We start from the raw sequence: 25,427 nt of genomic DNA on the forward strand, positions 1-25,427 counted from the left end.
CGAATATTACGGTTTTAAGACGAGCAGGTACAGTCCTGCTAAAAATAATCCCAAACTGGTTAAATCAGCTGTCAATAAATGTTCCATGGAAGCTGGGTCTGTAAATACCCATGCGGCGCCCAAACACATTACACCAAGTAATCGGAACGGCAAGTTTTTACGACTCTTTTTCAGCTCTTTACCTAATTGGTCAATAGCTTCTGTTTGTGCCTGAATGCGTTCGTCTTGATGTGACATTTGAGACAAGGCGGTGAAAATCAGATTAGGGATTTGAGGTAGCTGTCCAGCCCATTGTGGTGCCTGTTTACGGGCTTCTTCCATTACACGTTTTGGTCCCATTTGTTCGCGCATCCAATGCTCTAAAAATGGTTTGGCAGTAACCCATAAGTCTAAATCAGGGTAAAGCTGACGGCCTAGACCTTCAATGTTTAATAGCGTTTTTTCTAATAAAACCAATTGAGGTTGCACTTCCATATTAAAGCGGCGTGCCGTTTGAAATAAACCAATCAATACTTGGCCAAATGAAATGTCTTTGAGTGGTTTTGCAAACATTGGCTCACAAACACTTCGAATTGCTGATTCAAAGGCGTGTACGGGTGTGCCTTTTGGAACCCAGCCACTTTCTACATGTAATTCAGCAACCAAACGATAATCACGCTGGAAAAAGGCTAAAAGGTTACGTGCTAAATAGTTTTTGTCTGCGTCATCAAGGCTGCCCATAATGGCGCAGTCAATCGCAATGTATTTGGGTTTTTCAGGGTTGCTAACATCAACGAAAATATTGCCCGGATGCATATCCGCATGAAAGAAACTGTGAGAAAAAACTTGTGTAAAAAATATTTCTACACCGCGTTCGGCCAAACATTTCATATTCACATTGGCTTTATTCAGCGCTGGAATATCTGCCACAGGAATGCCGTAAATGCGCTCCATAACCATGACGTTGCGATGGCTATAATCCCAGTAAATTTGCGGTACATACAGTAAATCTGAACCGACAAAATTACGTTGTAATAAGCCAGTGTTTGCGGCCTCTTTGGCGAGATCTAGTTCATCCAGAATGGTGTATTCGTAATCAGTAACGACTTCAACCGGTCGTAAACGGCGGCCATCTTCGCTTATGTTAGCAACAAGGTTTGCCAAGGTATAAAGCAGTTTAATGTCTTTGCCTATGGTTTTTTCGATTTTAGGACGAATGACCTTTACGATAACGTCTTCGCCGGAATGCAGAGTGGCGGTATGAACTTGAGCGATGGAAGCAGAGGCTAATGGTTCGACAGAGAATTCAGCAAATAATTCTGAAACCGGAGCTTTTAAATCCCGTTCGATAATGGCTTGAGCAACTTGACCTGAAAAGGCAGGAACCTTGTCTTGAAGTTTAGCAAGTTCATCGGCGATCTCATCGTCTAATAAATCTCGTCTCGTAGATAGGATTTGGCCGAACTTAACAAAGATAGGGCCAAGTGACTCCAGAGCTAAGCGAAGGCGTTCACCTTTGTTTTTACTGGCACGTTTTCGGCCGATAGAACAAACCAATCCCAGCGTACAGCGTATGTACCAAGGCAATAAAGCAAAAGGAATAAACACATCAAGACGAAAACGTATTACGGTAAATATAATGCGTAATAAACGTAAAACACTGGTCAACATAATTAGAATTTAAACCCTTTATGCAGGGCTACAATACCGCCAGTTAAATTTTGGTAGCTTGTACGTTCGAAGCCAACGTCATCCATCATGCTTTTTAATGTTTCTTGGTCTGGGTGCATACGGATAGATTCCGCAAGATAACGATAGCTTTCTGAATCATTAGCAATCAGTTTGCCCATGGCTGGCAAAAGGCGGAAAGAATATTGGTCGTAGACTTGTGACAGCATTTCAGATTTTGGTTTAGAAAATTCCAATACTAATAGACGTCCACCGGGTTTCAGAACACGGTACATAGACGCTAATGCTTTGGATTTATCTGTGACGTTTCGCAAACCAAAGGCAATGGTGATGCAGTCGAATGTGTTATCAGGAAACGGCAAGGCTTCTGCATTGGCTTGAACAAATTTCACGTTGCCAACGATACCTTGGTTTGCAAGCTTGTCACGACCCACTTTAAGCATGGAGTCATTAATGTCAGCCAGAATAACTTGGCCTTCACTGCCAACCAAACGAGAAAATTTCAGCGTTAAATCACCTGTTCCGCCAGCAATATCTAACACGCAGTTACCGGCACGAACACCAGATTGACTAATGGTATGGCGTTTCCAAAGACGATGAATACCACCAGACATAAGATCATTCATAATGTCGTACTTTGCCGCTACAGAATGAAAGACTTGCGCAACAGCTTGTACTTTCTCGTCTGTTGGAATTTCTTTAAAGCCAAAGTCGGTGGTTTTTTTCTGATCGTCTTGCATAAACTATTTCATCCTAGTGACGTTATCACGCGTCATTTTTTACAACTGTTGTGACGGTTTGAGTGCTGTGTTGAGTTCAATGTTAATATCTATTGTAACCGCGACCGTAATGCTCTGGTACTGCTTTATCTATTCTATTTATTCGCGATGACTTTATTTCGTCCAGATTCTTTTGCCATGTAGAGGTTTTTATCGGCACGAGAAAATAAGGATTCAGGGTCTTCTTGGCTTTGTAGTTCCGCAATACCAATTGAAACTGAGATTGAAACCGGCTCACCTTTCATATTGAAAGGTGTTCTTTCTACTGTCGCTCGAATCGCTTCTGCGCGTGTTGTTGCATCGGCTAATGTTGTATCGGGGAAGATAATAACAAACTCTTCGCCACCGTAGCGAAAGATAAGGTCTTCTTTTGCTAAGACACTACGGATTTGTTTAGGAACTAAGCGCAACACTTTATCGCCAGCTAAATGTCCCCAAGTGTCATTAACCTTTTTGAAGTAGTCTATATCACAGACTGCCAAGCAAATGTTTTTGTTTGTTTTTTGCATTACCTTGCAAAGAGGAAGTGCTGTGTCTTGATAAGCTGTACGATTAGGCAAGCCGGTTAGTGAGTCCGTCATTGCCAGAGCCATTTTTTCTTGTAATAAAGATCGCAAAGAAGTGGAGTCTTTTTCCATTCTAACCACTTTGTTCTTTAACGAAGTGATCGATTGGTTCGCTTGTTTTTCTCTTTCCTGCATTTGCAGTCTATGTTCTGACATCGTGCTTGATATAGTCGATAAACGATCATTGATTAATGACTTTAAGCTGTCTAGATCGTTTATGCCTTGCATTGCCTGTGAAGTGTCGTTCACTTGCATTTGCAGTTTGTTATTAAAACCTTCACGGCTTTCAGATAAAGATTTTTGTGAATTATAGCTGCTCGTAACAGTTTGGTTGATGCTGGCAAGTTGCTTGTTTAATTGTGTTAGGTAATTGGCTAAGCTTTCTTGAGTTTTGCCTATGGCAACCATCACAAAATTGATGACTTCGTCCATCAAGTCAGGGAGTAGTTGTATGTCGTTAGTGCTTTGTAGAGCTTTTACTAGATCAGCTATGTCATCATCATAATGGTTTGGGAGCTGTAGATTATCCATTAGCCCCGCTAATGTGTGACTGATACGTAGCATGATATCTTGATTGCTTTGCGTATCTTCTGACTCTGATCTTCGGTTAAATAAACGTTTAAATAATGAGTTTTTCGGCTGTTCGCTGCTATATGACGCTTGATGTAATGTTTTTTCTACTAGCGTAAGGAAGCCAGTTAGTAATATTGGCCACTGTGCAGGTGATTGCCAATGTGAGCGGATTTGCGCTTCGAGTTGTTTTTTTTCATTCTGGGGGACGGGGTTACTTCCTTGTTCTACAAGAAGGTCGATAAGTGCTTCTAACGTATGTCTTACTTGCTTCGCACGATTCATCTGTGTCTGATCGCTTTTAATTAAAAGCGGTTCAGCATTATTCAACACATCCAATATTGCTTTGGCATCTATCCCTGTCGTTGTAGCTTGTCTAATTTGGCGAACAACGGAATCAAGTTCGGGGTCATTTCCTTCAGCCAGTATACTGGTTCTAGAAACGGCTTTACGTAACACTTCTATCAGTTTGTCACTCGATGAATCCGTCATATCGCCTCATTATGTATTATTTTTCTTGTCGTTCTTTCTCAATCAAGAAATCAACCACTTTATAAATGTTTTCATTTCCGTTTGCGGTTTGAGCAGATACCAAATACTTACCGTTTACGATCAGCCCTGGAACGCCACGAGCACCGTAAGCACGAATTTTTGCATCAGCTTGGCTTAGGCGGCTGTTTACTGCAAATGAATTATACAGTTTACGAAATTCATCTTCGCTCACATCATATTTTGCGAAAAAACTAGCAAGTGCGTCTTCAGAGTTTAGTGGACGACGCTCAACATGGATAGTGTTAAAGATATCGGCGCGAACTTTATCTTCTATTCCTAACAAATCAGCAACATAGAAAGCTTTAGCATGAGCTAACCAATTACGACCAAAAACGGCTGGTAAGAATTTAAAGTCAACATCGCTTGGCGCATTTTTTTCCCATGCAAGCGTGATTGGTTCAAGGCTGTAACAATGTGGACAGCCATACCAAAATATTTCCGTTACTTCGACTTTGCTTGGGTCAGCAGTTCGAACGGGTGTTTTGATTGTTGTGTAACCATTACCATCACTATAGTCAGCGGCGGCTGCTGTTAGCGGGATGAAAATGGAAAAAATTAAGGCTGAAAACAGCTTTATCATGAATTGCTCCTAATCATATTTACTAAAGGTATTCGTACATAATGCACAAATTTGTAAGTGAATACGATTCTATAACAGGTGTAAGGTTCTAATATTTTGATAAGTTTACATAATATTTACAACAATATTATCCGTTAAATCATCGATATTTAGACTGTTTTACCTAAAGTGGACATAATGACGATGTGGATTTTAAGCAATTACTCTGATTACATCTACTTTTCGTGTTTAACATGGTAAATCTAGGTGTTTGCTGGCATTATAGACAACTAAATATCTTGCATGAAGACTGCATTCGGTAAGATAAAACATACGCTAATCTGAATCCATTGACGAATATCAACTTATGACTCCTTTTGACTCTACTTTCCAGTCTGCACACTTTATTAAAAGTGCTGAAAAACTTTCTCAGTGCCCTTTAGATCAGGGTGTTGAAGTAGCTTTTGCTGGTCGCTCGAATGCGGGTAAATCTACTGCATTAAATACCTTGACCAACCAAAAGAAGCTGGCTCGTACATCAAAAACACCAGGTCGAACTCAGTTAATTAACTGTTTTGGTTTGAATGTGGAAGATCGTCGTCTGATTGACCTTCCTGGTTATGGTTTTGCAAAAGTGCCTATTGCCATGAAAAAAGTCTGGCAAGCTCACATGCAAGATTATTTGATGAACCGTCGTTCATTGGCTGGTGTTGTTTTGGTTATGGACATTCGTCATCCATTAAAAGAATTCGATGAAATGATGCTGGATTGGGCAAGATCCAATGGTATGAAAGTTCATGTGTTACTGACCAAATCAGATAAGTTGAAGCGTGGTCCTGCAAAATCAACCATGTTAGCGGTTCAGAAAGTCATTAAAAACCTAGGTGTTGATGGTTCTGTGCAAACCTTTTCTTCTTTGAGTGGTGATGGCGTAGACGACCTTCGTATCAAACTTGCGGAATGGTTAGTGTTTGAAAACCTTGAAGAAATTCCAATTTCTCCTAATGCTTAATGCATTAGGAGAAACAAAAAAAGCCTCGGTTGAGGCTTTTTTTAGCTCTGTATTTTGTAAGAATAGAGCTCGTTCACTTGGATCTGAAAGTGTTGAAACTTACAATCACTGTGGTTTTAAATAATCAGCTAAGAAAGTATCAAAATCAACTGTATCTTCTGCTTCAATCGCATCTTGTTCGCGTAACGATCTCGCAGTTTTTTCCATAAATTCATGAATAAGTTCATCCGATAACGGCTGTTTCATCCACTGTGCTTGTTGCTCCTTCGACAAGGCTAACATTGCATTTTGAAAGCCATTTTCAGCGTTGCAACGATCTAATAGTTTAGCGGAAGGTAGAAGCGTTTCGTTCTCCAGTTTCTTGGCTTGTACTTCAATAGCCTCTTGGTACGCTGAGTTGCCTGTTTTTTCTGCTAGAAAATCTGCAACAATCGCCAATTCATCTAGCATGCTCGATGCTTTGTCGCGAAGTTTAATCGGCCCTTGGCCAAAATCAAAATCCATGTCTAAATCACGTCCATGGGAAGCAATCTCTTGCTGCATTTTTCGCAGTTGACTGCATTCACTCATTCCTAAACGCTCATCGCCACGTAACATACAATAAAGTAAAAATACGTCAATGAAATATAAGGTAGAGGAATGCATACCAATGGAAGAACTTGGATCTAAATCCATAATGCGTACTTCAATGTATTCAACGCCTCGAGCATGCAGAGCCGCGCTTGGATGCTCGCCAGATTGAGTCACGCGTTTCGGTCGAATGTCGCTGTAGTATTCGTTTTCGATTTGCAAAAGATTGCTGTTTAACTGGCGATACTTGCCATCTACCTTAACGCCAATGTCTTGGTAGCGCTGGTAAGGTGTCTGTAGGGCTTTTTTAACCGTGTTGATATAAGTATCGACTTCGTTATAACAAACATACAAATCGGCTTGAGCTTTGTTTTGATAACCAAGGTCACTCATGCGAAGAGACGTTGCTTTAGGACCAAACCAAGTGTGTGTTCCAAGTTCACTTAGAAGGTTAGGTTTTTGCTGTAAAAAGCTTTCATCGATAGCAGGTGAGGCGCCAAAGAATAATGAAAGCATCCAAGAGTTACGGCGGAAATTACGAATTAAAGCGAAATAACTTTCAGACTGAAAATCTTGTTTTTGCTTAGGTGTTGATGGCGTCTTACCTTTGTAATTTTCTAGGAAAAGCCAAAAGTCTTTATCGAATGAAAAATTATAATGCATGCCAGCGATACACTGCATGACACGGCCATAGCGATTCGACAACCCTTCACGATAAACACTTTTCAATTTACCGGTATTCGATTCGCCATAATATGCAATGGGGACGTCTTCGTTATTTTCCAGATAACAAGGCATGCTCGCAGGCCATAAAGACTCATCTTGCTTGTAAAGCTCATGATTGACCAAGTTATGGATGTTGTCTAATTCCGTTATCACGCCTTCAACACTGGGATGAACCTGTGTAATAAACTCCATCAAGGACTCAGAGTAATCCGTTGTAATCGAACTATGAGTAAGTGCCGAACCTAAGGCTTTAGGGTGAGGTTTATGAGATATACGACCGTCAGAATGGTTAACACGTAAAGCTTCACGTTCTACACCACGATGGAAAGTTAACGCGGATGACGCCGCATCTTTTAGGCAGTAACTCGACAGTGCATGTAAAGTATCGGTTAAAGTAGTCAAGAAGTCGTCCTTCAATGGGTGAGGCTTAGTAGAAAAGTAATGTCGAGGATTGTACTCGGCAGAGCTTAATAACAGCAAGAGAGAGATTACTTATGCGCAAAATATGCAGACTTTAAAGTAACACAAATAGTCTTAATGTAGGTCGGATTAGACGAGGGACGAGGCGTAATCCGGCAATCAGAATACAATCACAATCACCGGTTATTGTTTGATTACGGTCGTGCCTCCCTAATGCAAACCTACAAGACATAAATAACTATCACAAACGCATTTCTATGCCTGCATCGCTCATGCGTTGCTTAGCTTCTTGTACACTGTATTCCCCAAAATGGAAAATACTCGCCGCCAAAACTGCATCCGCTTTGCCTTTGGTTACACCATCAACAAGGTGATCTAGGTTGCCAACGCCGCCAGATGCAATAACAGGAACATGAACCGCTTCACTGATTGCACGAGTTACGCCAAGATCGAAACCATTCTTGGTGCCGTCACGATCCATACTGGTGAGCAGAATTTCACCTGCGCCGTATTCGACCATTTTTTTCGCCCATTCAACCGCGTCTAAACCGGTCGGCTTACGACCACCATGAGTGAAAATTTCCCATTTGTCGGTTTCGCCTTCCGCGCTGACTTTTTTAGCATCAATGGCGACCACAATACATTGAGAACCAAATCGCTCTGCGGCTTCACGGACAAATTCAGGGTTGAAAACCGCTGCTGTATTAATGCCCACCTTGTCCGCACCCGCGTTCAACATGCGACGAATATCTTCGCAAGTACGAATGCCACCGCCAACGGTTAAAGGAATAAACACTTGGCTGGCAATAGCTTCTACCATATGAACTGTTGTTGCTCGGTCGTCAGAGCTGGCAGTGATATCAAGAAACGTGATTTCGTCTGCGCCTTGTTCGTCATAGCGTTTTGCTACTTCAACTGGATCGCCAGCGTCACGAATGTCGAGAAACTGAACCCCTTTTACTACGCGGCCATTGTCTACATCAAGACAAGGAATAATGCGTTTTGCTAAGCCCATTAATGACTCCAAATATCGATTGTTAAGCGCACTTAAGCTTTGCCATCCCAGTGGATGAAATTCTTGTACAGCTGAAGGCCGTCTTTATGGCTTTTTTCTGGGTGAAACTGCACGGCGAAGACATTATCGCGCGCTAGTGCGACACAGAAATCAAAGCCGTAATCACAAGTCCCCGCAATTTCTTCTTTATTTTCTGGCACAACATAAAAGCTGTGTACAAAGTAGAAGCGTGCATTATCTGGAATGCTTTTCCAAAGCGGGTGCTTGATGGTTTGTTTGACCTGATTCCAACCCATATGAGGCACTTTTAATTTGCTGCCATCATGGTCTTTGTGTTTTTCACCAAAGAAAAGGGCGTTGCCTTGGAAATGGCTTAAACAATCAACACCGTTACTTTCTTCGCTGTGAGCCATCAAGGCTTGGATGCCAACACAGATAGCTAGAAAGGGTTTTTCTGCCATGGCTTTATGAATGCTCGGCACTAAACCTGCTCTGTGCATTTCACCGATGCAATCACGAATCGCACCAACGCCGGGAAGAAGAACTCGATCTGCGGCATCAATGACCGCTGGATCACTGGTGACCACAACCGTCGTGTTCTCATCTGCCACGTGCTCAAGTGCTTTGGCAACTGAGTGTAAGTTGCCCATGCCGTAATCAATCACGGCAACAGTAGACTTTTTAACTTCGCTCATGATGTAAGGATCCTACAAACAACCTTTAGTAGACGGCATTTGCCCTGCCATACGTTCATCAACTTCTAATGCCATGCGTAATGCACGACCAAACGCTTTGAAAATAGTCTCTGCTTGGTGGTGTGTGTTTTTACCACGAAGATTGTCTAAGTGGAGGGTTGTTTTTGAGTGATTGATGAAACCGTGAAAAAACTCGGAGAACAAATCTACATCAAAACCGCCCACTGAACCGCGAGTGAAAGGCACGTGCATCTCTAATCCTGGGCGACCAGAAAAATCGATCACAACACGAGACAAAGCTTCGTCTAGAGGAACATAAGCATGACCGTAACGTTTGATGCCTTTTTTATCACCAACCGCAATATCAAAGGCTTGGCCTAAGGTAATTCCTAAATCTTCAACCGTATGGTGAGCGTCAATGTGAAGGTCGCCAACTGCATGAATATCCATATCAATTAGACCATGGCGAGACACTTGCTCAAGCATATGGTCAAGAAAAGGTACGCCAGTGAAGCAGTTAAATTTGCCTGTACCATCTAAGTTGATCGTAACCTTGATCTGAGTTTCAAGCGTATTACGTTCGACGCTAGCAATGCGATCGGACATTGATTGATTTCTCCACAGTAATTGGTGACGATTAGACGTCACTTTAATAAGTCATAAGTTCCCCATTATAGAACGTGGGCTCTCAGGCTTCTATGCCTTAGCTTAGTGTTTTTAATGAGTTGTCTCTATTGGATCGATAATACATGGCTTCGGGTGCTATGATAAGGCAATCCAGTTAACACTTAACCAATTTTGGGGTTAAGTATTTATGAAGATTCAAAACACATATTTAATCGCATTTATTTAAGGAGTTCATCATGGTTTGGGTAAAGCGACTTTCTTGGCTGGTTGTTGGTCTTTTGGTGTTGGTTTTTGCACTACTGACTTATGTTGCCGTATTTGTTAATCCCAACGATTTTAAAGATGAACTTAAAAGTGTCGCTATGGAAAAGGCAGGCGTTAATTTACGTTTGGATGGCGATATCAGCTGGTCGTTTTTTCCTTGGCTTGGGCTTGAACTGGAAGACATTGGTGTGGCATTAGGGTCAGATGCTGAAATTCTACAGTTTGATAAAGCAGAATTTGGTTTAGCGATCATGCCCTTGTTAGAGCAAAAAATTCAAGTTAGCAAGGTGAATCTTGTTAACTTGAAAGCCAGTCTACGTAAAGATGAAAATGGCCAAGGGAATTGGCAATTGGATTTACCAGAAGCAGACTCAAGCAGTATACCGACAACAGAAGCAAACAATACAAATAACGTAGCAAATGCTGTAGCGACAGACGATGCCAGCGTTGAAAATATTGAATTTACATTACCTGATTTACAACTCGATGAACTTCGTATCGAAAACGCACAAGTGGAATATCGTGACGAACAAGCCAATCAACTGATAAATGCAGCGTTAAATGTTCAATTGAACGATGTGCGATGGGATCAGGCGTGGCCGATGGTCATGGATGCCGCTGTCACGCAAAGTGATTTGGACGGTAACTTAGCCATTAAGGCGTCCGTTAAATTAAATGCAAACTTAGCGGTATTCCCATCGAGAGAGAGCCTCTCATTGGATTCATTGGTTTTGTCCGGTGAAGTAGAAAGCGACACCTTGCCTGTGAGTCCTATCAAGGCAAAATTGAGCGCAGCAAAAGTCGATTTTGATTTGCCACAAGAGAACGCTTTAATCGAAGGTTTAGCCTTGAGCGCATTAGGTTTAAATATTGACGCTGATATTCAGGCTTATGAAGTGCTGAGTGAACCTAAGTTCTCTGTTTCCTTATCTTTAGGTGACTTTAACCCTCGTGAAGTAATGGCCGCTTTGAATTTATCCGCGCCAGAGATGTCGGATGACAAAGCATTCACCAGCGCACGAGCAAGCATTGCTTTAGAGGGTGATTTAAAATCCATCACAGCACAACCTATTTCCATTGTTTTAGATGACACAAAAATAGAAGCCAATGCGGTTCTTAATTTGTCGCCACTCAGTTGGGATGTACGAATCGCAGGAGCAAATTTGAATCTAGATCGTTATTTGCCAACGCCCCCTGAAGAAACTGAAGTTACGCCCGAAGTTACATCAGAAGCAGTGAGTTCTGCGGCAGTGACAGAAGAAGCCAGTGACTTGATTCCAGTAGAATTGATTCGTGGCCTAAACGGGCACATTGGCATTGCGTTCGAAGACATTATTATTAAGAACCTAAAAATCGACAAAATAGAGCTAGACTCTACTCAGGCCAATGGTCTAGTAAAAGTATCGCCACTAAAAGCCTCTTTGTATGAAGGTAACGTCGCTTCGACAGTAAGCTTGGATGTTCGTGGTAATACGCCTTTGATCAATGTGGTTCCTTCTATTGATGGTATTCAAATTCAGCCGCTGCTTATTGACTTCATGGAGATGGACAAAATATCCGGTGCAACTTACTTAAATGGAGAGCTGAGCACGAAAGGTAATCAAGTGGACGATTTGATGGCGTCATTGCAAGGTGATCTTCTGGTTGATATCCGAAACGGCGCTTTAGTTGGGACGAACTTAACCAAGTCGGTTTGTGAAGGCATTGCTTATACTCAAAAAGATAATGTTGATGGAAGTAAGTTTGGTGAAGATACGCCATTTGAAACGATGAAGTTTCCTGCACGTATTGTTAATGGGCAAGTGTCAACACCGGGGTTGGATATCAGCTCAGCAGGCATTCAGGTAACAGGCGATGGCGTTGTGTCGTTGACAGAGTCTTCATTGGATTATCAGGTTAACGTTGGTTTTCCTGGTAGCGCGTTAGATGATGCTTGTCTTGTAAATGAAAAAGTCGCCAAGCTGACTTTTCCTATCATTTGCCAAGGTCAGTTTAGTGATGACCCAGCTGGTTTATGTCGCCCTGATTTGAAAGGTTTTGGTTCTTTGTTTGTTGATTTAGCGAAAGCAGAATTAAAACTAAAAGCCGACGAAGAAAAAGCTAAGCTTAAGGCAGAGTTAGATGCAAAAGTTGCAGCAGAAAAAGCCAAGCTCAAAGCTGAATTAGAAGCGAAGCTCAAAGCGGAAGAAGACGCTTTGAAAGACAAACTGAAGAATAAATTAAAAGATTTATTTTAGTGGCAAAGGTTTCTGAGACAGTTTTTGCTATCTAAAAAACGTTATGGATATGAGAAAGAAATGCTGCCAGTAGAGAATTTTGCGCCCCGTGTTTTAGCGTGGTTTGATGAACACGGACGTAAAAGCTTGCCTTGGCAAGAAAATAAAACACCTTATCGAGTGTGGATTTCTGAAATCATGTTGCAACAAACGCAAGTGATGACAGTGATTCCTTATTATCATAAGTTCATGACATCATTTCCAGATGTAGAGGCATTGGCCGATGCTGAACAAGATGAGGTGTTGGCTCATTGGAGTGGGTTAGGGTATTACGCCAGAGCCCGTAATATGCACAAAGCCGCAAAAATACTGGTGGATGAATTTGACAGTGAATTTCCACAAACGGTAGAAGGTGTGTGTGAGCTGCCTGGCATTGGTCGTTCTACTGCCGCCGCTATATTGTCAATTTCCCGTGATGTTCAAGCAGCGATTTTAGATGGTAATGTAAAGCGAGTTTTAGGCCGCTTTCATGCTGTGCCAACTTGGCCAGGTGAAAAGAAAACTGAAAATGCTATGTGGGATTTGGCCGAAAGCTATATGCCAAGTGAGCGGTGTGGTGATTATACTCAAGCTATGATGGATTTGGGTGCGACGCTTTGTACTCGATCTAAACCGCAGTGTTTAATTTGTCCTTTAGAAAGTGATTGCCAAGCCAAGCTAACAGAAGACCCAACACAGTTTCCCATTCGAAAACCTAAAAAAGCCGCGAAGCCAGAAAAGAGTATCCAACTTCTGGTTATGGCAAATTCGAAAAGACAGCTATTGCTGGAAAAACGACCGCAAACTGGTATTTGGGGTGGTTTATGGAGTTTGCCTGAATTGGCTTCAAACGAGTCTATCGTACTGCATATTGAGCAGCGATTTGCGACCCAAGTAAACGTTGTCACACCCTTGTCATCTTTTCGACATACCTTTAGTCATTATCATTTAGATATTTCGCCAAGCCATGTCCAAATAGAAGAAACTTCTATGCTGATGGAGGGCGAGAAATATCAATGGTTCAGTCAACAAGATGCCTTAGAGCTTGGTTTGCCAGCTCCGGTTAGAAGTATTTTAGAACAAGTCGATTTAAGCAAGTGAACTAGATTATTTGCTTGAAAGTAATAGTGATTGGAAATGACAATGCCACATAATTCTCCCTCGTATTTAAAACGTGTCTTGGACGTTTTTGCTGCTTTTTTTCTATTAGGTTTTACCAGCTTTGGCGGACCAGCTGCGCATTTGGGTTATTTCAACCAGGAATTTATCAAGCTTAAAAAATGGGCAACAGAGTCACAATATGCTCAATGGGTTGCGCTAAGCCAAATTGTCCCTGGGCCAGGTTCGAGCCAGGTTGGTTTTGCTCTTGGCTACCATCGTGCTGGTTTTGCTGGTGGTTTGGCGGCTTTTGTCGGTTTTACCTTGCCATCTTTTATTCTCATGGTCTTATTGGCTAAATTTGGTGAAGCGTGGCAAGGGTCGGTACTTTTTAATGGCGCGGTTCACAGCTTGAAATTGCTTGCCGTGGTGGTGGTGGCTGATGCTTGTGTGAGTATGTGGCGGTCCTTTTGTCAGGCTAGGATTATGGTTTTTGTTGCCTTGTTTAGTGCAATGTTTATTGTCTTTTATCCTTTTGGTTTCGCGAGCCTAATTGTGTTGTTTATGGCCGTTTGTGTTGGTGTTTTCGTACCTTCCATTATGTCGAATACAGTGGAGGCTTTACCGAAAGTTCGATTTGCATGGTTATTTTTGATTCTCGCAGTGAGTTTATTTTTTATTGGTTTTTTCTTCACGGATGCCTTGATTAGTTTGTTTGCTGATTTTTATCAAGCAGGTGCCTTGGTGTTTGGTGGTGGTCATGTCGTACTGCCAATGTTGTCGGCGTTTGTATCTGATACTGTGACAGAGTCGAATTTGTTACTGGGATATGCAGCCGCTCAAGCGGTTCCTGGGCCCATGTTTACCATGGCGAGTTTTCTTGGTGCTTCGGCTGCGCCTGATGGTGAAAATATTTGGGTTTGGGCGGGAGTTGCTACTTTGGCTGTTTTTTCTTCAGGTCTGCTAATTATGTTAAGTGCGCAAAACGCATGGCAGGGCTTGTCTACTAATGTACGCTTTCGTTCTAGTGTTGGTAGTTTGAACGCAGCTGTAGTGGGTATATTAATCGCGGCTTTATATCATCCAATCGGAACATCAAGCTTAATGAGTTGGGTGGATGTTGTGATGGTTGTTATCGGCTTTACATGGTTAAAGTGCAAGCGGCCTTCTATTTTTATGCTGATTATCGCGTTTGTGTTATTTGGGCTGGCTCGAAGCTATTTTTAACGGTTTATAAGCTAGGCTTTGATAAACCTTGATTTTTTGTCCTTTAACGCCATTATTGACCTCATACATTCTTAATTGCGAGTTATCTTTATGTCGAATACCGTTTTTTGTAAAAAGTTTCAAAAGGACATGGAGGCCTTAGATCGCGCACCTTTACCTGGCGCTAAAGGCCAAGAAATTTTACAAACTGTTTCTAAGCAGGCTTGGCAAGAATGGCAGTTACTGCAAACCATGATGATTAACGAAAAGCAGTTGAATCTGATGCAGCCGGAATCACGTAAATATGTGATGGAGCAAATGGAAAAGTTTTTAAATAACGAAGCAACCGATAAGCTAACAGGCTACGTTAGTCCAGATGATATTACTGAACTTTAATAGCAATTATTAAAAAGTACGTATTTAAAAGCATTTATTGAGAATTTAAAAATCCCCCATGTTCAAGAATGAGCATGGGGGATTTTTTATGAGCTGACTTTTATTAATACGTCTCGTTAAGTCGTTATTGCGTTACAAAGCTAGCAAATAGAATATCAGTCACAGGTGCAATGCCTGTTTCTTCTTCCAGTGCTTTGTTCACAGCAATCGCAGCCTCACCACGAGTTTGTTCTCTTGCGATAGCGCCAGTGACCTGTGGGGTTGAGAGAGAGCTTAAAAACATGACTAATGCATCTCTAACTAAAGGCATATTGGCTTCAATGAGTTCTTTCTTAGCCAATTCAGTACGAATGCTGATACTGGTTTTAATGTATTTAAGTCGAGAACCTTCACTTGCATTATTAACAATAAAATTAGGGGCTAATTCAATATAAGCAACAGCTATTGGTTCTTCGTCTTCTGCATAAGTTGTGTGGCTCATTAGGCTGCTGATCAGTATAAGAGAAAAGAGTAAGGGCTTATTGAGTATAGACATCATCAATGACATTTTAGGTTCTCGTATTCATTACAATAGACAGTATACTAACTGCCATTAAAGCTTGCTGTCAGTAGTAATTTTGCACTTTCCTATTATTTCTGCAGTAATAGATGTTCTATCGGATCAAAAATATCAACTTAGTAAGTCTGGGATCTTTATATGTTTACGTTTTTATCTGCTCGTCGTTTTCATGGTTTAGTTGCCTTCGCGTCTTTTGCTCTTTTGGGCGTGGCGTTCTATATGGAATATCAAATGGGGCTAGAACCGTGCCCACTTTGCATGTTGCAGCGTATTGTTTTTCTCTGTGTTGGTGTTGCGTCTTTATTATCGTCTCTTACGGGAAGTTCTTCAGCACGTAAGTTTTTATCCTGGATTGTTGTTGTTATGTCCCTTACTGGTGCCGCGTTGGCGATTCGTCATTTGTACCTGCAAAGCTTACCTGCGGATGAGCTTCCAGCGTGCTTGCCGGGCCTGAGTTATATGTTTGACGTTTTCCCATGGCAAGAAATTATGCAAGCTATGATTATGGGAACGGGCGAGTGTGGTGATGTTGTTTGGACCTTCTTGAGTATCAGTATTCCTGGTTGGACCTTAGTGGCTTTTGCGGGTATGGCATTGATTAATATCGTGATTGCATTAACGACTCGTAAGAAAACAATGCGCTGGTAAAAGGTTACAAATCCCCACAAGTTACTGTCTTGCAGGGGGTTGCGTATCGGAATATGCTTAAGGAAAGCACAATCACCAACGCCTGATGGAGTTTGCATATGTTAGAAGATTGTAAAACAGCCCAAGAACGATGGGGCGGTGTTCACGAGATGATTGATCGCTGGCTTGAGCAGCGTCGCAAGTTGATTGAGGCGGCAATCTATTTGCGTGAGCGTGGTGAATACACACCTCTAGATACACCTAAGATTCAATTGTTCTGTGAAATGCTGGTAGATTATGTATCAGCGGGGCATTTCACTGTTTATGAACAGTTGGCATTAGAAGCAAAAGATTTTCATGATGATAGTGCCGTTGATTTATTACGTGAACACTTGCCATTGATCGACAGTTCGACCGAAGTTGCCATTGAGTTTAACGACAGATACGACACGAAAGCCCATTGCAATGCTCAACTTGAATCGTTGCTTTTCTCGTTAAAAGCGTTAAAAGTGGTTCTTGCAGAGCGGTTTCAATATGAAGACAGGTTAATAAAGGAACTACATGAAGCGAACAGTGAAAAAAACGCTTAAGCTCAGTCTTTTACTTTGTTCTACTGCGGCGCTCTTGTCTTGCTCTGCAGAGGCTCCCGTTCGCACCGCAAAATATGCCGTTCAAGGTGTGTATTCTGCCGCGTTAAGCAGCAATGGTTCTTCCGCTCTGATTGGCTCCATACAGCATGGCGGAAGTTATTGGAAAAGCTCAGTTAATGAGCGAACTTTCAATTGGAACCATAAAGAAGGTGAATTTACGCCATTAATTAGTGTTGATATTGATCCAAGTAATCAATATGCCGCAACGGGCAGTGCTCGTACACTTGTCTTGTGGAGTACTACCACCGGGCAGCCAGATGGTTTTTGGACCACACCTGGGGATATTCAATCTTTGCGACTAACTCAAAATGGCGATTACGCCTTGATTGGGTTAAACGATGAGACGGCTCGTTTTTTTGATGTGAAAAATGGCGGTATTAAACAAACCTTGCGAACCGGTTCAACAGTTCATGCAGTCGATATTTCGTCGGATGTAAGGTTGGGGCTGACTGGCGATGATGCGAGTAATGTCATTTTATGGGACTTGCTAACTGGTAAGGAAAAATTCAAATGGACGCTCAGTAATCAAATCGCTAGTGTTGCCTTGTCCGATGATGGTAAATACGCCTTTGGCGCGGCGCAACTTGGAACGGCAAGAATTTGGTCGACACGTACCGGACAAGAGCTGAGCGTGATAGATACGGGGGCATTGAAATATCGTAACGTAACCATTAGTCAGGTGGTATTTTCACAAGATGGTAGAAGTATTCTAACGGGTGAAGTGAACGGCCGCGTTTCTTTAATACAAATGAGCACAGGCGTGGTTCAAAAAGAATGGGATGTCTATTCTGAACGAAGCAATCCTTCTGGCGGAAATGTTATGGCATTGGCATTTGGTGCTGGTAATCGTTACTACGCCATTGGTGGTAATGGCTACCTAAACGTATTGGAATAATTCATGCCTAGTCTAGACATTAAATTTATTATTTCCTCAAAGTGGGCGGCTTGTTTTGCACTCCAAGGCGCTCTTTCTGTCGCTGCTGGTGCGTTCGGTGCTCATGCATTAACGGAAGTCCTAGATCCTAAAGCGCTTGGTTGGTGGAATACAGCCAGCCAATATCTTATGTATCATGCCTTGGCCGGTTTAATGTCCGCTGCGCTATTTTCGTATTTGCCTTCTCATAAAAACATATTGATGCTGTTCTTTGCTGGAAATACATTGTTCGCCGGTAGTTTGTATATCATAGCGTTAACAGGCTATACCTTCTTAGGCATGATTACGCCTCTGGGAGGTTTGTGTTATTTACTCGCTTGGGGTGGTCTAGCATTTCGTTTATGGCAATTTAAGAACGCGGATAATCACCAAAATTGAATTAACCGAACAAAGCAGGACAGAGTAAGGTTTTTCGGGTAGGATAGCCGCCAAATTTTATGGTTGATAAATGATCGACTTACACAGAATGAACCAAGCCACAGAATAAACTAAGCGATAAAAAACATGTCAGAGCAAAATACAGAAACACAAGAATCTATCGAACAAGAATCCGTAAAAAAACGCACCATTCGTAGCTTTGTTGTACGTGGTGGCCGCATGACAGAGGGCCAACAAAAGAACTATGAAGCAAATTGGTTGGTCTATGGTTTAGATCTTGATGATGGTCGAATTGACTACGCAACTGTATTTGGTCGAGAGTCCGATGTGGTGCTTGAAGTTGGATTTGGCATGGGTGCTTCTTTGGTTGAAATGGCAAAGAATGCTCCCGAGAAAGACTTTATTGGTATTGAAGTGCACCCGCCTGGCGTTGCTAAACTAATGATGCTGGCAAAAGAAGAAGGTGTAACCAATCTTCGAGTCTATTGTGATGACGCCATTGAAGTAATGGCAAATTGCTTACCTGAGAAAGCCGCCAGTGCTTTTCAATTATTCTTCCCTGATCCTTGGCATAAAAAGAAACACAACAAACGCCGTATTGTTCAGCCTTTATTTGCTCAACAGGTGGCAAACGTACTGAAAGAAGGTGGTTATTTCCATATGGCAACAGATTGGCAGCCTTATGCAGAGCACATGATGGAAGTAATGGAAGTGCAAGAGGGTTATGTAAACGCAGCGGGTGTTGGGGAATATCATCCACGTCCAGAGTGGCGACCACTGACCAAATTCGAACAGCGTGGCGAACGACTAGGTCACGGTGTTTGGGATTTGATTTATAGCAAAAAACTAGTTTAATTTATTATTTGAGGATTAAAAATTAATCGTTGGATAATAAAAAATGGCGCATTTTTAATGCGCCATTTTTTTATTCTAACGATAAAAGTATGAATTATTTAATTTCTACACTCTTACGGCTGTTGCCTGCATTAAAGTATTCTTGGAATACTTTTGGTGTGCGGCCACGGCCAGTCCACTCGTGAGTTTCACCAGCGACAACAAGGCGGTATTTAGGCTCAACAGTTTTACCTTTTGTAGCGCCTGTTTTTGGAGTCGTTAATTGTGCAAGTTCTTCCATTGTTAGACCGCTTTTAGCGATTAGGTTAACAATTTCTTCTGCACGTGCAGATTTTAATGCTTTTTCTTCTTCAAGCACTGCTGCGTCTTCTTTTGCTTTTTCAAGTGCGTTGTTAAAGCCTGCAATTAAGTTTTCTAGCTGTGCTACAGTTAATTCTTTTGCCGCTGCACGTGCTTTTGCTTTGTTGCCTGCTAACTCTAGTAATAAACCCATTGGTTTCTCCTATTTATCTGTTAAGAACTGGTTAAGTATTGTTCTGTACTGAAAAAGAGATCCCTCTTTAACATTTATTATTTGATACTAATAATAAATGTTATATTTAAGCGTTCAGATTTAGAATGCTTAATTAAGCCGTATTTCAAAAGTGTTATTGAATTACTAATCAGTACGTTTTTATGTGATCTTATGTTATTTCAAAGATTCTAATGAAAAACAGTTAGAAAGGCTAATAAATTAATGTGTGAGAAGTGTTATAAAAGTGTAAACAATAGGATAAAAAATGAATTCGATATCAAACACCTTAAGTTTAGAGTTTTCTATATTAAAAAAACACAGTAATAACATTATTCAATTGTTTGAAGAAGGCGCAACAGTTCCTTTCATCGCCCGTTATAGAAAAGAAAATACGGGTGGAATGAGCGATATGGATTTACGATCTTTTTACGACCGCTGGCAATATTTGGTCGAACTAAATAAACGCCGAGAAAGCATACTTTCTTTATTAGTTAATAGCTCCGCCCCAGACTCAGTTATTTTAAAGATACGAAACGCGACCTCTAAAAACGAATTAGAAGATCTGTATTCACCGTTTAAAAAAACACGCAAAAGCAAAGCAGATGAAGCTAGGGACAACGGGCTTCACTATTTGGCTGTTGATATATGGTCAGGTCAGCGCTCGGATACCTTATCTGCGATTGATGCGTGGTGCAGAAAAAACACTATCTCGCTTTCTCCTGAGCTTGCCTTAGAAGGTGCCACTGAAATTTTAAGTGAGGCGATTTCTAATGACAGTGACATTTTAAAACAAGGGCGTACTGAACTGCTTAATCATGGTTTTTTATCAAGCCGTGTTTTACGCGGTAAAAAAGAATTGGGTGAAAAGTTCAGAGATTATTTTGATTATGAAGAGCGTATAAATAAAGTGCCATCTCATCGATTACTGGCTCTTTTTAGAGGTAAAAAAGAATCGATATTAAAACTCAACGTCTCTTTGAAAAATGAAACAAAGTATCCAGAGAAATTAATTTTATCTCATCTTAATCAATTAATTGACACGAACTTCACTTCATCCCAAGGCGTGACATCTTTACAAAGAAAGTATTTAAATATTGCTTGGGAGAATAAGCTTCTACCTAAATTAGAAACAGATGTTCTTGCTCAATTGAAAGAACGCGCAGAAGAAGGCGCTATTCAGGTTTTTGCCGATAATCTTCAAGACTTATTAATGGCCGCACCAGCAGGCGCTTATCGAGTGTTGGGTATTGATCCCGGTTTTCGTAATGGTGTGAAACTCGCTGTTATTGATGAGCAAGGTGGACTTTTAGATCACGGTGTTATTTATCCACATGGTCCTCAAAATCGTATTAAAGAAGCGAATGATGTTTTATCTAATCTTATTACTAAGCATAAAATTGGTTGGGTAGCGATTGGCAATGGAACCGCATCACGAGAGACTGAAAAACAAGTTAAAGAATTAATTTCAGAGCAGAGCCTAGATTGTCGTGCCATTGTGGTTAGTGAGGCAGGGGCATCGGTTTATTCCGCTTCTCCTATCGCGATTCAAGAATTTCCTGATTTAGACGTCACAATTCGAGGTGCAGTTTCTATTGCACGACGTTTTCAAGATCCATTGGCGGAATTGGTGAAAATTGATCCGCAAGCCATCGGTGTTGGCCAATATCAGCATGATCTCAAAGTCACTCAATTATCAAAAACACTCGGAAATGTTGTAGAAGATTGCGTAAACCGAGTAGGCGTTGATATTAATTTAGCGTCGGTTTCTCTTTTGTCTTATGTATCAGGCTTAACCAATCGACTCGCACAAAATATTGTGGATTATCGACAGCAAAAAGGCCGAATAGAATCTCGTGCTGAACTGTTAAAAATAAAAGGTATTGGTGATAAGTGCTTCGAACAATGTGCAGGTTTTTTGAGGATTTTAAATGGCAAGGAACCATTGGATCAATCTGGCGTTCACCCTGAGTCTTACCCTCTGGTGAAAGACATGGCGGCTCAGCTACGTTTGAAAGCCAGAGAGCTGATAAATAACAGCTCAGCATTGCAGCAATTAAAACTACTGGCACCTAACTTTGCTCAAGCCGGTGATTTTACTTACTCAGATATTCTCGCAGAACTGGATAAACCAGGTCGTGATCCACGCCCAGAATTTCGTTATGCGTCTTTTGATCAGAGTGTACAAAAGCTCGAAGACGTACAAGAAGGTATGATACTAGAAGGTGTCGTGACGAACGTCGCTGCATTTGGCGCTTTTGTTGACCTAGGTGTACATCAAGACGGCTTGATTCATATATCTCAGCTGGCAGATCGATTTGTTAAAGACCCAAGAGATTTAGTGCGCGTTGGTCAGATCGTCAATGTAACCGTGATCGAAATCGATGTACAACGTAAGCGCATCGCATTAAAAGCCAATGGATTGTAGTGCCTTGACGTGAGCGAATTACATCGAATTTATTTGTTATCGCCGGATTACGCCTCGTACCTCGTCTAGTCCGGCCTACGATTTTGTGATGAGGTGTATTGTAGGTTTGACTAGGGAGGCACGACCGTAATCAAACAATGTGTGGTGACGTGAGGAATTACATCGAATTTATCTGGTCATCGCCGGATTACGCCTCGTACCTCGTCTAGTCCGGCCTACGATTTTGTGATGAGTTGTATTGTAGGTTTGACTAGGGAGGCACGACCGTAATCAAACAATGTGTGGTGGTTTTTATTTTCTAGGAGGACAAGGATGTCTCATTATATTCGTAGTAAAGCTTTTGGTGGAACGTTTTTCTTTACTGTCAATTTGCAAAATCGGCAATTAACTACCTTGGTTGATAATGTCGATTTGCTTCGGGATAGTGTTAGATGTGTGAAGTCAAAACATCCATTTGAGATTGTTGCGTGGGTTGTATTACCTGATCATATGCATGCTATATGGCGTTTGCCTGAGTATGATAATGATTACTCACAGCGTTGGAAGTTGATTAAAACGAATTTTACAAAAAAGTTAAAAAGACGTACAGATGTGCAAAATAAAACTTGGCAGAATCGTTTTTGGGAGCATGAAATACGTACTAATCATGATTTACAAACACATATCAATTATTGTTATCTAAACCCTGTAAAGCATGGTTATGTCCAATCTACACATGATTGGCCGTACTCAAGTTTTCATCGTGACGTTAAAAATGGACTGTATGATTTTAGCTGGAATGGTTTTCTTGATTCAGCAGAATGACATAATTTTAATTGCCTGTCATCGCCGGATTACGCCTCGTACCTCGTCTAGTCCGGCCTACGATTTAGTGATGTGATGTGATGTGATGTGATGTGATGGGGCGATCGTGATCAAACAATGTGCCGTGACATGAGCGAATTACATCGGATTTATTTGTTATCGCCGGATTACGCCTCGTACCTCGTCTAGTCCGGCCTACGATTTTGTATTTATAGAGGTAAAGAGCTGTGAAAGCACCAAGAGTCACACTAGAGCAATGGCGAGTATTGCAGTCGGTTATTGATAAAGGAGGGTTTGCCCAAGCGGCAGAAGCGCTGCATAAAAGTCAATCGTCCGTGAGTTATACCGTTGCCAAACTTCAAGAGCAGTTGGGCTACCCTTTGCTAACTATTGAAGGGCGAAAAGCCAAATTAACGGAAAGAGGTGAAGTGCTGTTGCGCCGCTCTCGTCATTTGATCAAAGAAGCGGTAGAGCTAGAGGAATTAGCGCATACACTCGGACAAGGTTGGGAGCCAGAATTAGAGCTGGTGGTCGATCAAATTTTCCCAACACCTGCTTTATTGAGCGCATTGAAAGCCTTTGAATCACAAAGCCAAGGTACTGCAGTACAGCTACGAGAAATGGTTTTGAGTGGCAGTACAGAAGCATTGACCCTTGGTAATCCTGATTTGGTGCTCAGCTCAATTGTTCCAAAAGGCTATTTGGCTGATCCCATTGTAGAGGTTGAAATGATGGCTGTAGCATCTCCTGATCATGTGTTATTTCAAGAGAAATCGCCTATTAATAATGAGCGTTTAAGTCACGAGCTGCAATTGGTTGTTAGAGATTCACCTGTAGAAAGTCCTGTCGACGCAGGTTGGTTAGGCGTCGAAAGACGTTGGACTGTCTCCAGTGTGCAGTCGGCTTTGGAGGTTGTGGTCAGTGGGATGGGTTTTGCGTGGTTGCCAAAAGCCGGTATTGAAAATGAGCTGAGCACAGGCAAATTGAAAAAATTAGACCTCGTATCTGGTGGTGAGCAAAGCTTTCACCTTTACGCTATTTTCGGCAAAGGTGAGCGCACTGGACCTGCAGCAAGGTTGTTAGTTGAGTTGCTTCAAGCAGAGTGCAATATGTGTCCGAAACAAACGTCGCTTAATCATTTTTAGAAAATATCTTTATGACAATTTTTATATTTTTTGCGTTTAGAAACTTTATAAAACATCGGTTTATACGTTAAATTATAAAATTGTCATTTTATTTGTGACAATTTGGGTTGTGACTATTTTGGTAACACGATTTAATAGCCGGAATATCTATTTATTCATTTTTTCCAGTTTTTAAAAGGACGATCCATGAGTCAGGACATCGTTATTCTTGCTGCCGGGAAAGGCAGCCGAATGAAATCTGCTTTTTCAAAAGTACTTCATAAAGTTGGCGGTGTCGCCATGGTAAACCGAGTGCTTGCAACGGCCAGTTCTATCACAGACGCTAAATTACACCTTGTTGTTGGTCATCAAGGCGAGCAAGTTGAGGCAAGTTGCCAAGCGTTTGCGACGAATATTGTCTGGCAGAACGACCCTCAAGGAACGGGTGATGCTCTACGTCGAGTAGCGCCTTTTTTACAAGCTGATGGCGCAACCTTAACGCTTTACGGTGATGTACCGCTTATTCGCGCGACAACACTTAAAAAAATGGCAAAGCAATCCACCTCAAATACTTTGGTTTTGTTAACGATTTCTTTAGATAACCCAACGGGCTACGGCCGAATCGTAAGAGATGAACAAAACAAAGTCGTTGCGATTGTAGAGCAAAAAGACGCATCGGAAAGCCAGCTTCAGATTAACGAAGTCAACACAGGGATTTTGTTAGCACCAAACAATCATCTACAAACTTGGCTTGCAGATTTAACAAACAACAACGCTCAAGGTGAATATTACCTGACTGATATCATCGCCATGGCTGCCCGTGATGGTGTCGAGATTGTCACGGTAAACCCAGAAAATGAAGCTGAAGTAGCAGGCGTAAACGACCGAGTACAATTGGCCGCCTTAGAGCGTGAATTACAAAGTCAACAAGCCATTCATTTAATGCAAAACGGTGCAACCTTACTTGACCCATCGCGTATTGATGTTCGTGGTGAATTAATAACGGGGCAAGATGTCATTATTGATGTGAACTGTGTATTTGAAGGCAAGGTCGTATTAGGCAACGGCGTTGAAATTGGCCCAAACTGTCATCTTAAAGATTGCGTTGTTGGTGATAACACCATTATTAAAAGCAATACCTTAATCGACGACAGCCAGGTGGGTGACTCTTGCGATCTTGGGCCGTTTGCACGTTTACGACCAGGGACTCAATTAGCGAATAAAGCCAAGATAGGCAACTTCGTTGAAACCAAAAAAGCTCGTATTGGCGAAGGCAGTAAAGTAAATCATTTGAGCTATATTGGTGATACCGAAATGGGTGCCAATGTAAACGTCGGCGCAGGCACCATTACTTGTAATTATGACGGTGTAAATAAACATCTAACCCAAGTGGCCGATAACGTTTTTATAGGCTCCAATACCTCTCTGGTGGCACCCATAAAAGTCGAAGAAGGCGCAACGATTGCTGCAGGTTCAACCATTACAAAACAAGTGGGTGAGAAGCAATTGGCTTTTGCTCGAGCACGTCAAACAAATAAAGACAATTGGCCAAGACCGGTTAAAAAATAAGATAAAAGGG

At 41.6% G+C, this 25,427-nt stretch carries 24 protein-coding genes; 14 read left to right on the forward strand and 10 right to left on the reverse strand.

The annotated features are described in order from the left end of the window. Positions 1-6: 6 nt before the first annotated feature. From ubiB to MUS1_RS02770, 4 genes are all read right to left on the reverse strand, one after another. A complete protein-coding gene (gene ubiB / locus MUS1_RS02755; RefSeq protein ID WP_036158720.1) occupies positions 7-1,650 on the reverse strand; it encodes a ubiquinone biosynthesis regulatory protein kinase UbiB in 1,644 nt (547 codons plus the stop codon). Between the two features lie 2 nt (positions 1,651-1,652). After that, the gene (gene ubiE, locus MUS1_RS02760) at positions 1,653-2,408 is read right to left on the reverse strand and encodes a bifunctional demethylmenaquinone methyltransferase/2-methoxy-6-polyprenyl-1,4-benzoquinol methylase UbiE (RefSeq protein ID WP_036158724.1); all 756 of its coding nucleotides are present in this window, start codon (positions 2,406-2,408) and stop codon (positions 1,653-1,655) included. A gap of 134 nt (positions 2,409-2,542) precedes the next feature. Beyond that, positions 2,543-4,075, reverse strand: coding sequence for a GGDEF domain-containing protein (locus MUS1_RS02765; protein ID WP_036158727.1), 1,533 nt, complete (start codon positions 4,073-4,075; stop codon positions 2,543-2,545). A gap of 16 nt (positions 4,076-4,091) precedes the next feature. Then, positions 4,092-4,715, reverse strand: a complete 624-nt coding sequence (locus tag MUS1_RS02770) for a thiol:disulfide interchange protein DsbA/DsbL (protein WP_036158728.1) — start codon at positions 4,713-4,715, stop codon at positions 4,092-4,094. A 346-nt stretch (positions 4,716-5,061) separates the two neighbouring features. Between MUS1_RS02770 and yihA the strand changes: the two genes are divergently transcribed. Further along, a complete protein-coding gene (yihA, locus tag MUS1_RS02775) occupies positions 5,062-5,706 on the forward strand; it encodes a ribosome biogenesis GTP-binding protein YihA/YsxC (protein ID WP_036158731.1) in 645 nt (214 codons plus the stop codon). Positions 5,707-5,811: 105 nt separating this feature from the next. On the opposite strand, the gene gshA is transcribed toward yihA, so the two are convergent. The 4 genes from gshA to hisB form a co-directional block, all read right to left on the reverse strand. Further along, positions 5,812-7,404 (reverse strand): glutamate--cysteine ligase, encoded by a 1,593-nt coding sequence (gene gshA / locus MUS1_RS02780; protein WP_036158733.1) that lies wholly within the window; start codon positions 7,402-7,404, stop codon positions 5,812-5,814. 259 nt (positions 7,405-7,663) lie between these two features. Beyond that, a complete protein-coding gene (gene hisF, locus MUS1_RS02785; protein ID WP_036158736.1) occupies positions 7,664-8,437 on the reverse strand; it encodes an imidazole glycerol phosphate synthase subunit HisF in 774 nt (257 codons plus the stop codon). 32 nt (positions 8,438-8,469) lie between these two features. Then, positions 8,470-9,132, reverse strand: a complete 663-nt coding sequence (gene hisH, locus MUS1_RS02790) for an imidazole glycerol phosphate synthase subunit HisH (protein WP_036158739.1) — start codon at positions 9,130-9,132, stop codon at positions 8,470-8,472. 12 nt (positions 9,133-9,144) lie between these two features. Next, complete coding sequence (gene hisB / locus MUS1_RS02795; RefSeq protein WP_036158742.1) at positions 9,145-9,738, reverse strand: imidazoleglycerol-phosphate dehydratase HisB; 594 nt, start codon at positions 9,736-9,738, stop codon at positions 9,145-9,147. A gap of 257 nt (positions 9,739-9,995) precedes the next feature. Here hisB and MUS1_RS02800 point away from each other — a divergent pair, with 257 nt between their 5' ends. The 4 genes from MUS1_RS02800 to MUS1_RS02815 all read left to right on the forward strand — a co-directional run bounded on the left by MUS1_RS02800 (position 9,996) and on the right by MUS1_RS02815 (position 14,978). Further along, entirely contained in the window at positions 9,996-12,260 is a 2,265-nt protein-coding gene (locus MUS1_RS02800; RefSeq protein WP_036158745.1) for an AsmA family protein, read from the forward strand. 60 nt (positions 12,261-12,320) lie between these two features. Further along, positions 12,321-13,379: an A/G-specific adenine glycosylase gene (mutY, locus tag MUS1_RS02805; RefSeq protein ID WP_036158748.1), complete on the forward strand. Its 1,059-nt coding sequence runs from the start codon at positions 12,321-12,323 to the stop codon at positions 13,377-13,379. Between the two features lie 42 nt (positions 13,380-13,421). Further along, entirely contained in the window at positions 13,422-14,603 is a 1,182-nt protein-coding gene (gene chrA, locus MUS1_RS02810; protein ID WP_036158751.1) for a chromate efflux transporter, read from the forward strand. Between the two features lie 90 nt (positions 14,604-14,693). Further along, the gene (locus MUS1_RS02815) at positions 14,694-14,978 is read left to right on the forward strand and encodes an oxidative damage protection protein (protein WP_036158754.1); all 285 of its coding nucleotides are present in this window, start codon (positions 14,694-14,696) and stop codon (positions 14,976-14,978) included. A gap of 124 nt (positions 14,979-15,102) precedes the next feature. Here the strand turns inward: MUS1_RS02815 and MUS1_RS02820 are convergent, their stop codons facing one another. After that, complete coding sequence (locus tag MUS1_RS02820) at positions 15,103-15,459, reverse strand: flagellar basal body-associated FliL family protein (protein WP_245595718.1); 357 nt, start codon at positions 15,457-15,459, stop codon at positions 15,103-15,105. A 216-nt stretch (positions 15,460-15,675) separates the two neighbouring features. Between MUS1_RS02820 and MUS1_RS02825 the strand changes: the two genes are divergently transcribed. From MUS1_RS02825 to trmB, 5 genes are all read left to right on the forward strand, one after another. Then, entirely contained in the window at positions 15,676-16,185 is a 510-nt protein-coding gene (locus MUS1_RS02825; RefSeq protein WP_036158760.1) for a disulfide bond formation protein B, read from the forward strand. 98 nt (positions 16,186-16,283) lie between these two features. Further along, complete coding sequence (gene rsd / locus MUS1_RS02830; protein ID WP_036158763.1) at positions 16,284-16,754, forward strand: sigma D regulator; 471 nt, start codon at positions 16,284-16,286, stop codon at positions 16,752-16,754. Then, positions 16,726-17,709 (forward strand): WD40 repeat domain-containing protein, encoded by a 984-nt coding sequence (locus tag MUS1_RS02835; protein WP_036158766.1) that lies wholly within the window; start codon positions 16,726-16,728, stop codon positions 17,707-17,709. The genes rsd and MUS1_RS02835 overlap by 29 nt, the downstream gene beginning before the upstream one ends. A gap of 3 nt (positions 17,710-17,712) precedes the next feature. Next, a complete protein-coding gene (locus MUS1_RS02840) occupies positions 17,713-18,126 on the forward strand; it encodes a DUF423 domain-containing protein (protein WP_051436063.1) in 414 nt (137 codons plus the stop codon). Between the two features lie 126 nt (positions 18,127-18,252). After that, entirely contained in the window at positions 18,253-18,981 is a 729-nt protein-coding gene (trmB, locus tag MUS1_RS02845; RefSeq protein ID WP_036158769.1) for a tRNA (guanosine(46)-N7)-methyltransferase TrmB, read from the forward strand. 94 nt (positions 18,982-19,075) lie between these two features. On the opposite strand, the gene MUS1_RS02850 is transcribed toward trmB, so the two are convergent. Beyond that, positions 19,076-19,474, reverse strand: a complete 399-nt coding sequence (locus tag MUS1_RS02850) for an H-NS histone family protein (RefSeq protein WP_036158772.1) — start codon at positions 19,472-19,474, stop codon at positions 19,076-19,078. Between the two features lie 286 nt (positions 19,475-19,760). Here MUS1_RS02850 and MUS1_RS02855 point away from each other — a divergent pair, with 286 nt between their 5' ends. The 4 genes from MUS1_RS02855 to glmU all read left to right on the forward strand — a co-directional run bounded on the left by MUS1_RS02855 (position 19,761) and on the right by glmU (position 25,417). Further along, a complete protein-coding gene (locus MUS1_RS02855; protein ID WP_036158775.1) occupies positions 19,761-21,920 on the forward strand; it encodes a Tex family protein in 2,160 nt (719 codons plus the stop codon). Between the two features lie 312 nt (positions 21,921-22,232). Beyond that, entirely contained in the window at positions 22,233-22,724 is a 492-nt protein-coding gene (locus MUS1_RS02860) for an REP-associated tyrosine transposase (RefSeq protein ID WP_036158778.1), read from the forward strand. Positions 22,725-22,951: 227 nt separating this feature from the next. Beyond that, on the forward strand, positions 22,952-23,869 hold the full coding sequence (locus MUS1_RS02865) for a LysR family transcriptional regulator (protein ID WP_036158782.1): 918 nt from the start codon (positions 22,952-22,954) through the stop codon (positions 23,867-23,869). Between the two features lie 186 nt (positions 23,870-24,055). Beyond that, positions 24,056-25,417 (forward strand): bifunctional UDP-N-acetylglucosamine diphosphorylase/glucosamine-1-phosphate N-acetyltransferase GlmU, encoded by a 1,362-nt coding sequence (gene glmU / locus MUS1_RS02870; RefSeq protein ID WP_036158784.1) that lies wholly within the window; start codon positions 24,056-24,058, stop codon positions 25,415-25,417. Positions 25,418-25,427 lie beyond the last annotated feature (10 nt).

Source organism: Marinomonas ushuaiensis DSM 15871, assembly GCF_000521805.1.
GTDB classification, from domain to species: Bacteria; Pseudomonadota; Gammaproteobacteria; order Pseudomonadales; family Marinomonadaceae; genus Marinomonas; species Marinomonas ushuaiensis.

Excerpts from the sequence above, each read along its gene's own strand:
- hisH (WP_036158739.1), bottom strand. The coding sequence starts at position 9,132 with ATGAGCGAAGTTAAAAAGTCTACTGTTGCCGTGATTGATTACGGCATG.
- hisB (WP_036158742.1), bottom strand. The coding sequence starts at position 9,738 with ATGTCCGATCGCATTGCTAGCGTCGAACGTAATACGCTTGAAACTCAG.
- mutY (WP_036158748.1), top strand. The coding sequence starts at position 12,321 with ATGCTGCCAGTAGAGAATTTTGCGCCCCGTGTTTTAGCGTGGTTTGAT.
- rsd (WP_036158763.1), top strand. The coding sequence starts at position 16,284 with ATGTTAGAAGATTGTAAAACAGCCCAAGAACGATGGGGCGGTGTTCAC.
- hisF (WP_036158736.1), bottom strand. The coding sequence starts at position 8,437 with ATGGGCTTAGCAAAACGCATTATTCCTTGTCTTGATGTAGACAATGGC.
- MUS1_RS02840 (WP_051436063.1), top strand. The coding sequence starts at position 17,713 with ATGCCTAGTCTAGACATTAAATTTATTATTTCCTCAAAGTGGGCGGCT.
- MUS1_RS02835 (WP_036158766.1), top strand. The coding sequence starts at position 16,726 with ATGAAGCGAACAGTGAAAAAAACGCTTAAGCTCAGTCTTTTACTTTGT.
- MUS1_RS02855 (WP_036158775.1), top strand. The coding sequence starts at position 19,761 with ATGAATTCGATATCAAACACCTTAAGTTTAGAGTTTTCTATATTAAAA.
- trmB (WP_036158769.1), top strand. The coding sequence starts at position 18,253 with ATGTCAGAGCAAAATACAGAAACACAAGAATCTATCGAACAAGAATCC.
- yihA (WP_036158731.1), top strand. The coding sequence starts at position 5,062 with ATGACTCCTTTTGACTCTACTTTCCAGTCTGCACACTTTATTAAAAGT.
- MUS1_RS02825 (WP_036158760.1), top strand. The coding sequence starts at position 15,676 with ATGTTTACGTTTTTATCTGCTCGTCGTTTTCATGGTTTAGTTGCCTTC.
- MUS1_RS02765 (WP_036158727.1), bottom strand. The coding sequence starts at position 4,075 with ATGACGGATTCATCGAGTGACAAACTGATAGAAGTGTTACGTAAAGCC.
- MUS1_RS02815 (WP_036158754.1), top strand. The coding sequence starts at position 14,694 with ATGTCGAATACCGTTTTTTGTAAAAAGTTTCAAAAGGACATGGAGGCC.
- MUS1_RS02770 (WP_036158728.1), bottom strand. The coding sequence starts at position 4,715 with ATGATAAAGCTGTTTTCAGCCTTAATTTTTTCCATTTTCATCCCGCTA.
- MUS1_RS02850 (WP_036158772.1), bottom strand. The coding sequence starts at position 19,474 with ATGGGTTTATTACTAGAGTTAGCAGGCAACAAAGCAAAAGCACGTGCA.
- ubiE (WP_036158724.1), bottom strand. The coding sequence starts at position 2,408 with ATGCAAGACGATCAGAAAAAAACCACCGACTTTGGCTTTAAAGAAATT.
- MUS1_RS02800 (WP_036158745.1), top strand. The coding sequence starts at position 9,996 with ATGGTTTGGGTAAAGCGACTTTCTTGGCTGGTTGTTGGTCTTTTGGTG.
- glmU (WP_036158784.1), top strand. The coding sequence starts at position 24,056 with ATGAGTCAGGACATCGTTATTCTTGCTGCCGGGAAAGGCAGCCGAATG.
- MUS1_RS02820 (WP_245595718.1), bottom strand. The coding sequence starts at position 15,459 with ATGAGCCACACAACTTATGCAGAAGACGAAGAACCAATAGCTGTTGCT.
- MUS1_RS02860 (WP_036158778.1), top strand. The coding sequence starts at position 22,233 with ATGTCTCATTATATTCGTAGTAAAGCTTTTGGTGGAACGTTTTTCTTT.
- ubiB (WP_036158720.1), bottom strand. The coding sequence starts at position 1,650 with ATGTTGACCAGTGTTTTACGTTTATTACGCATTATATTTACCGTAATA.
- chrA (WP_036158751.1), top strand. The coding sequence starts at position 13,422 with ATGCCACATAATTCTCCCTCGTATTTAAAACGTGTCTTGGACGTTTTT.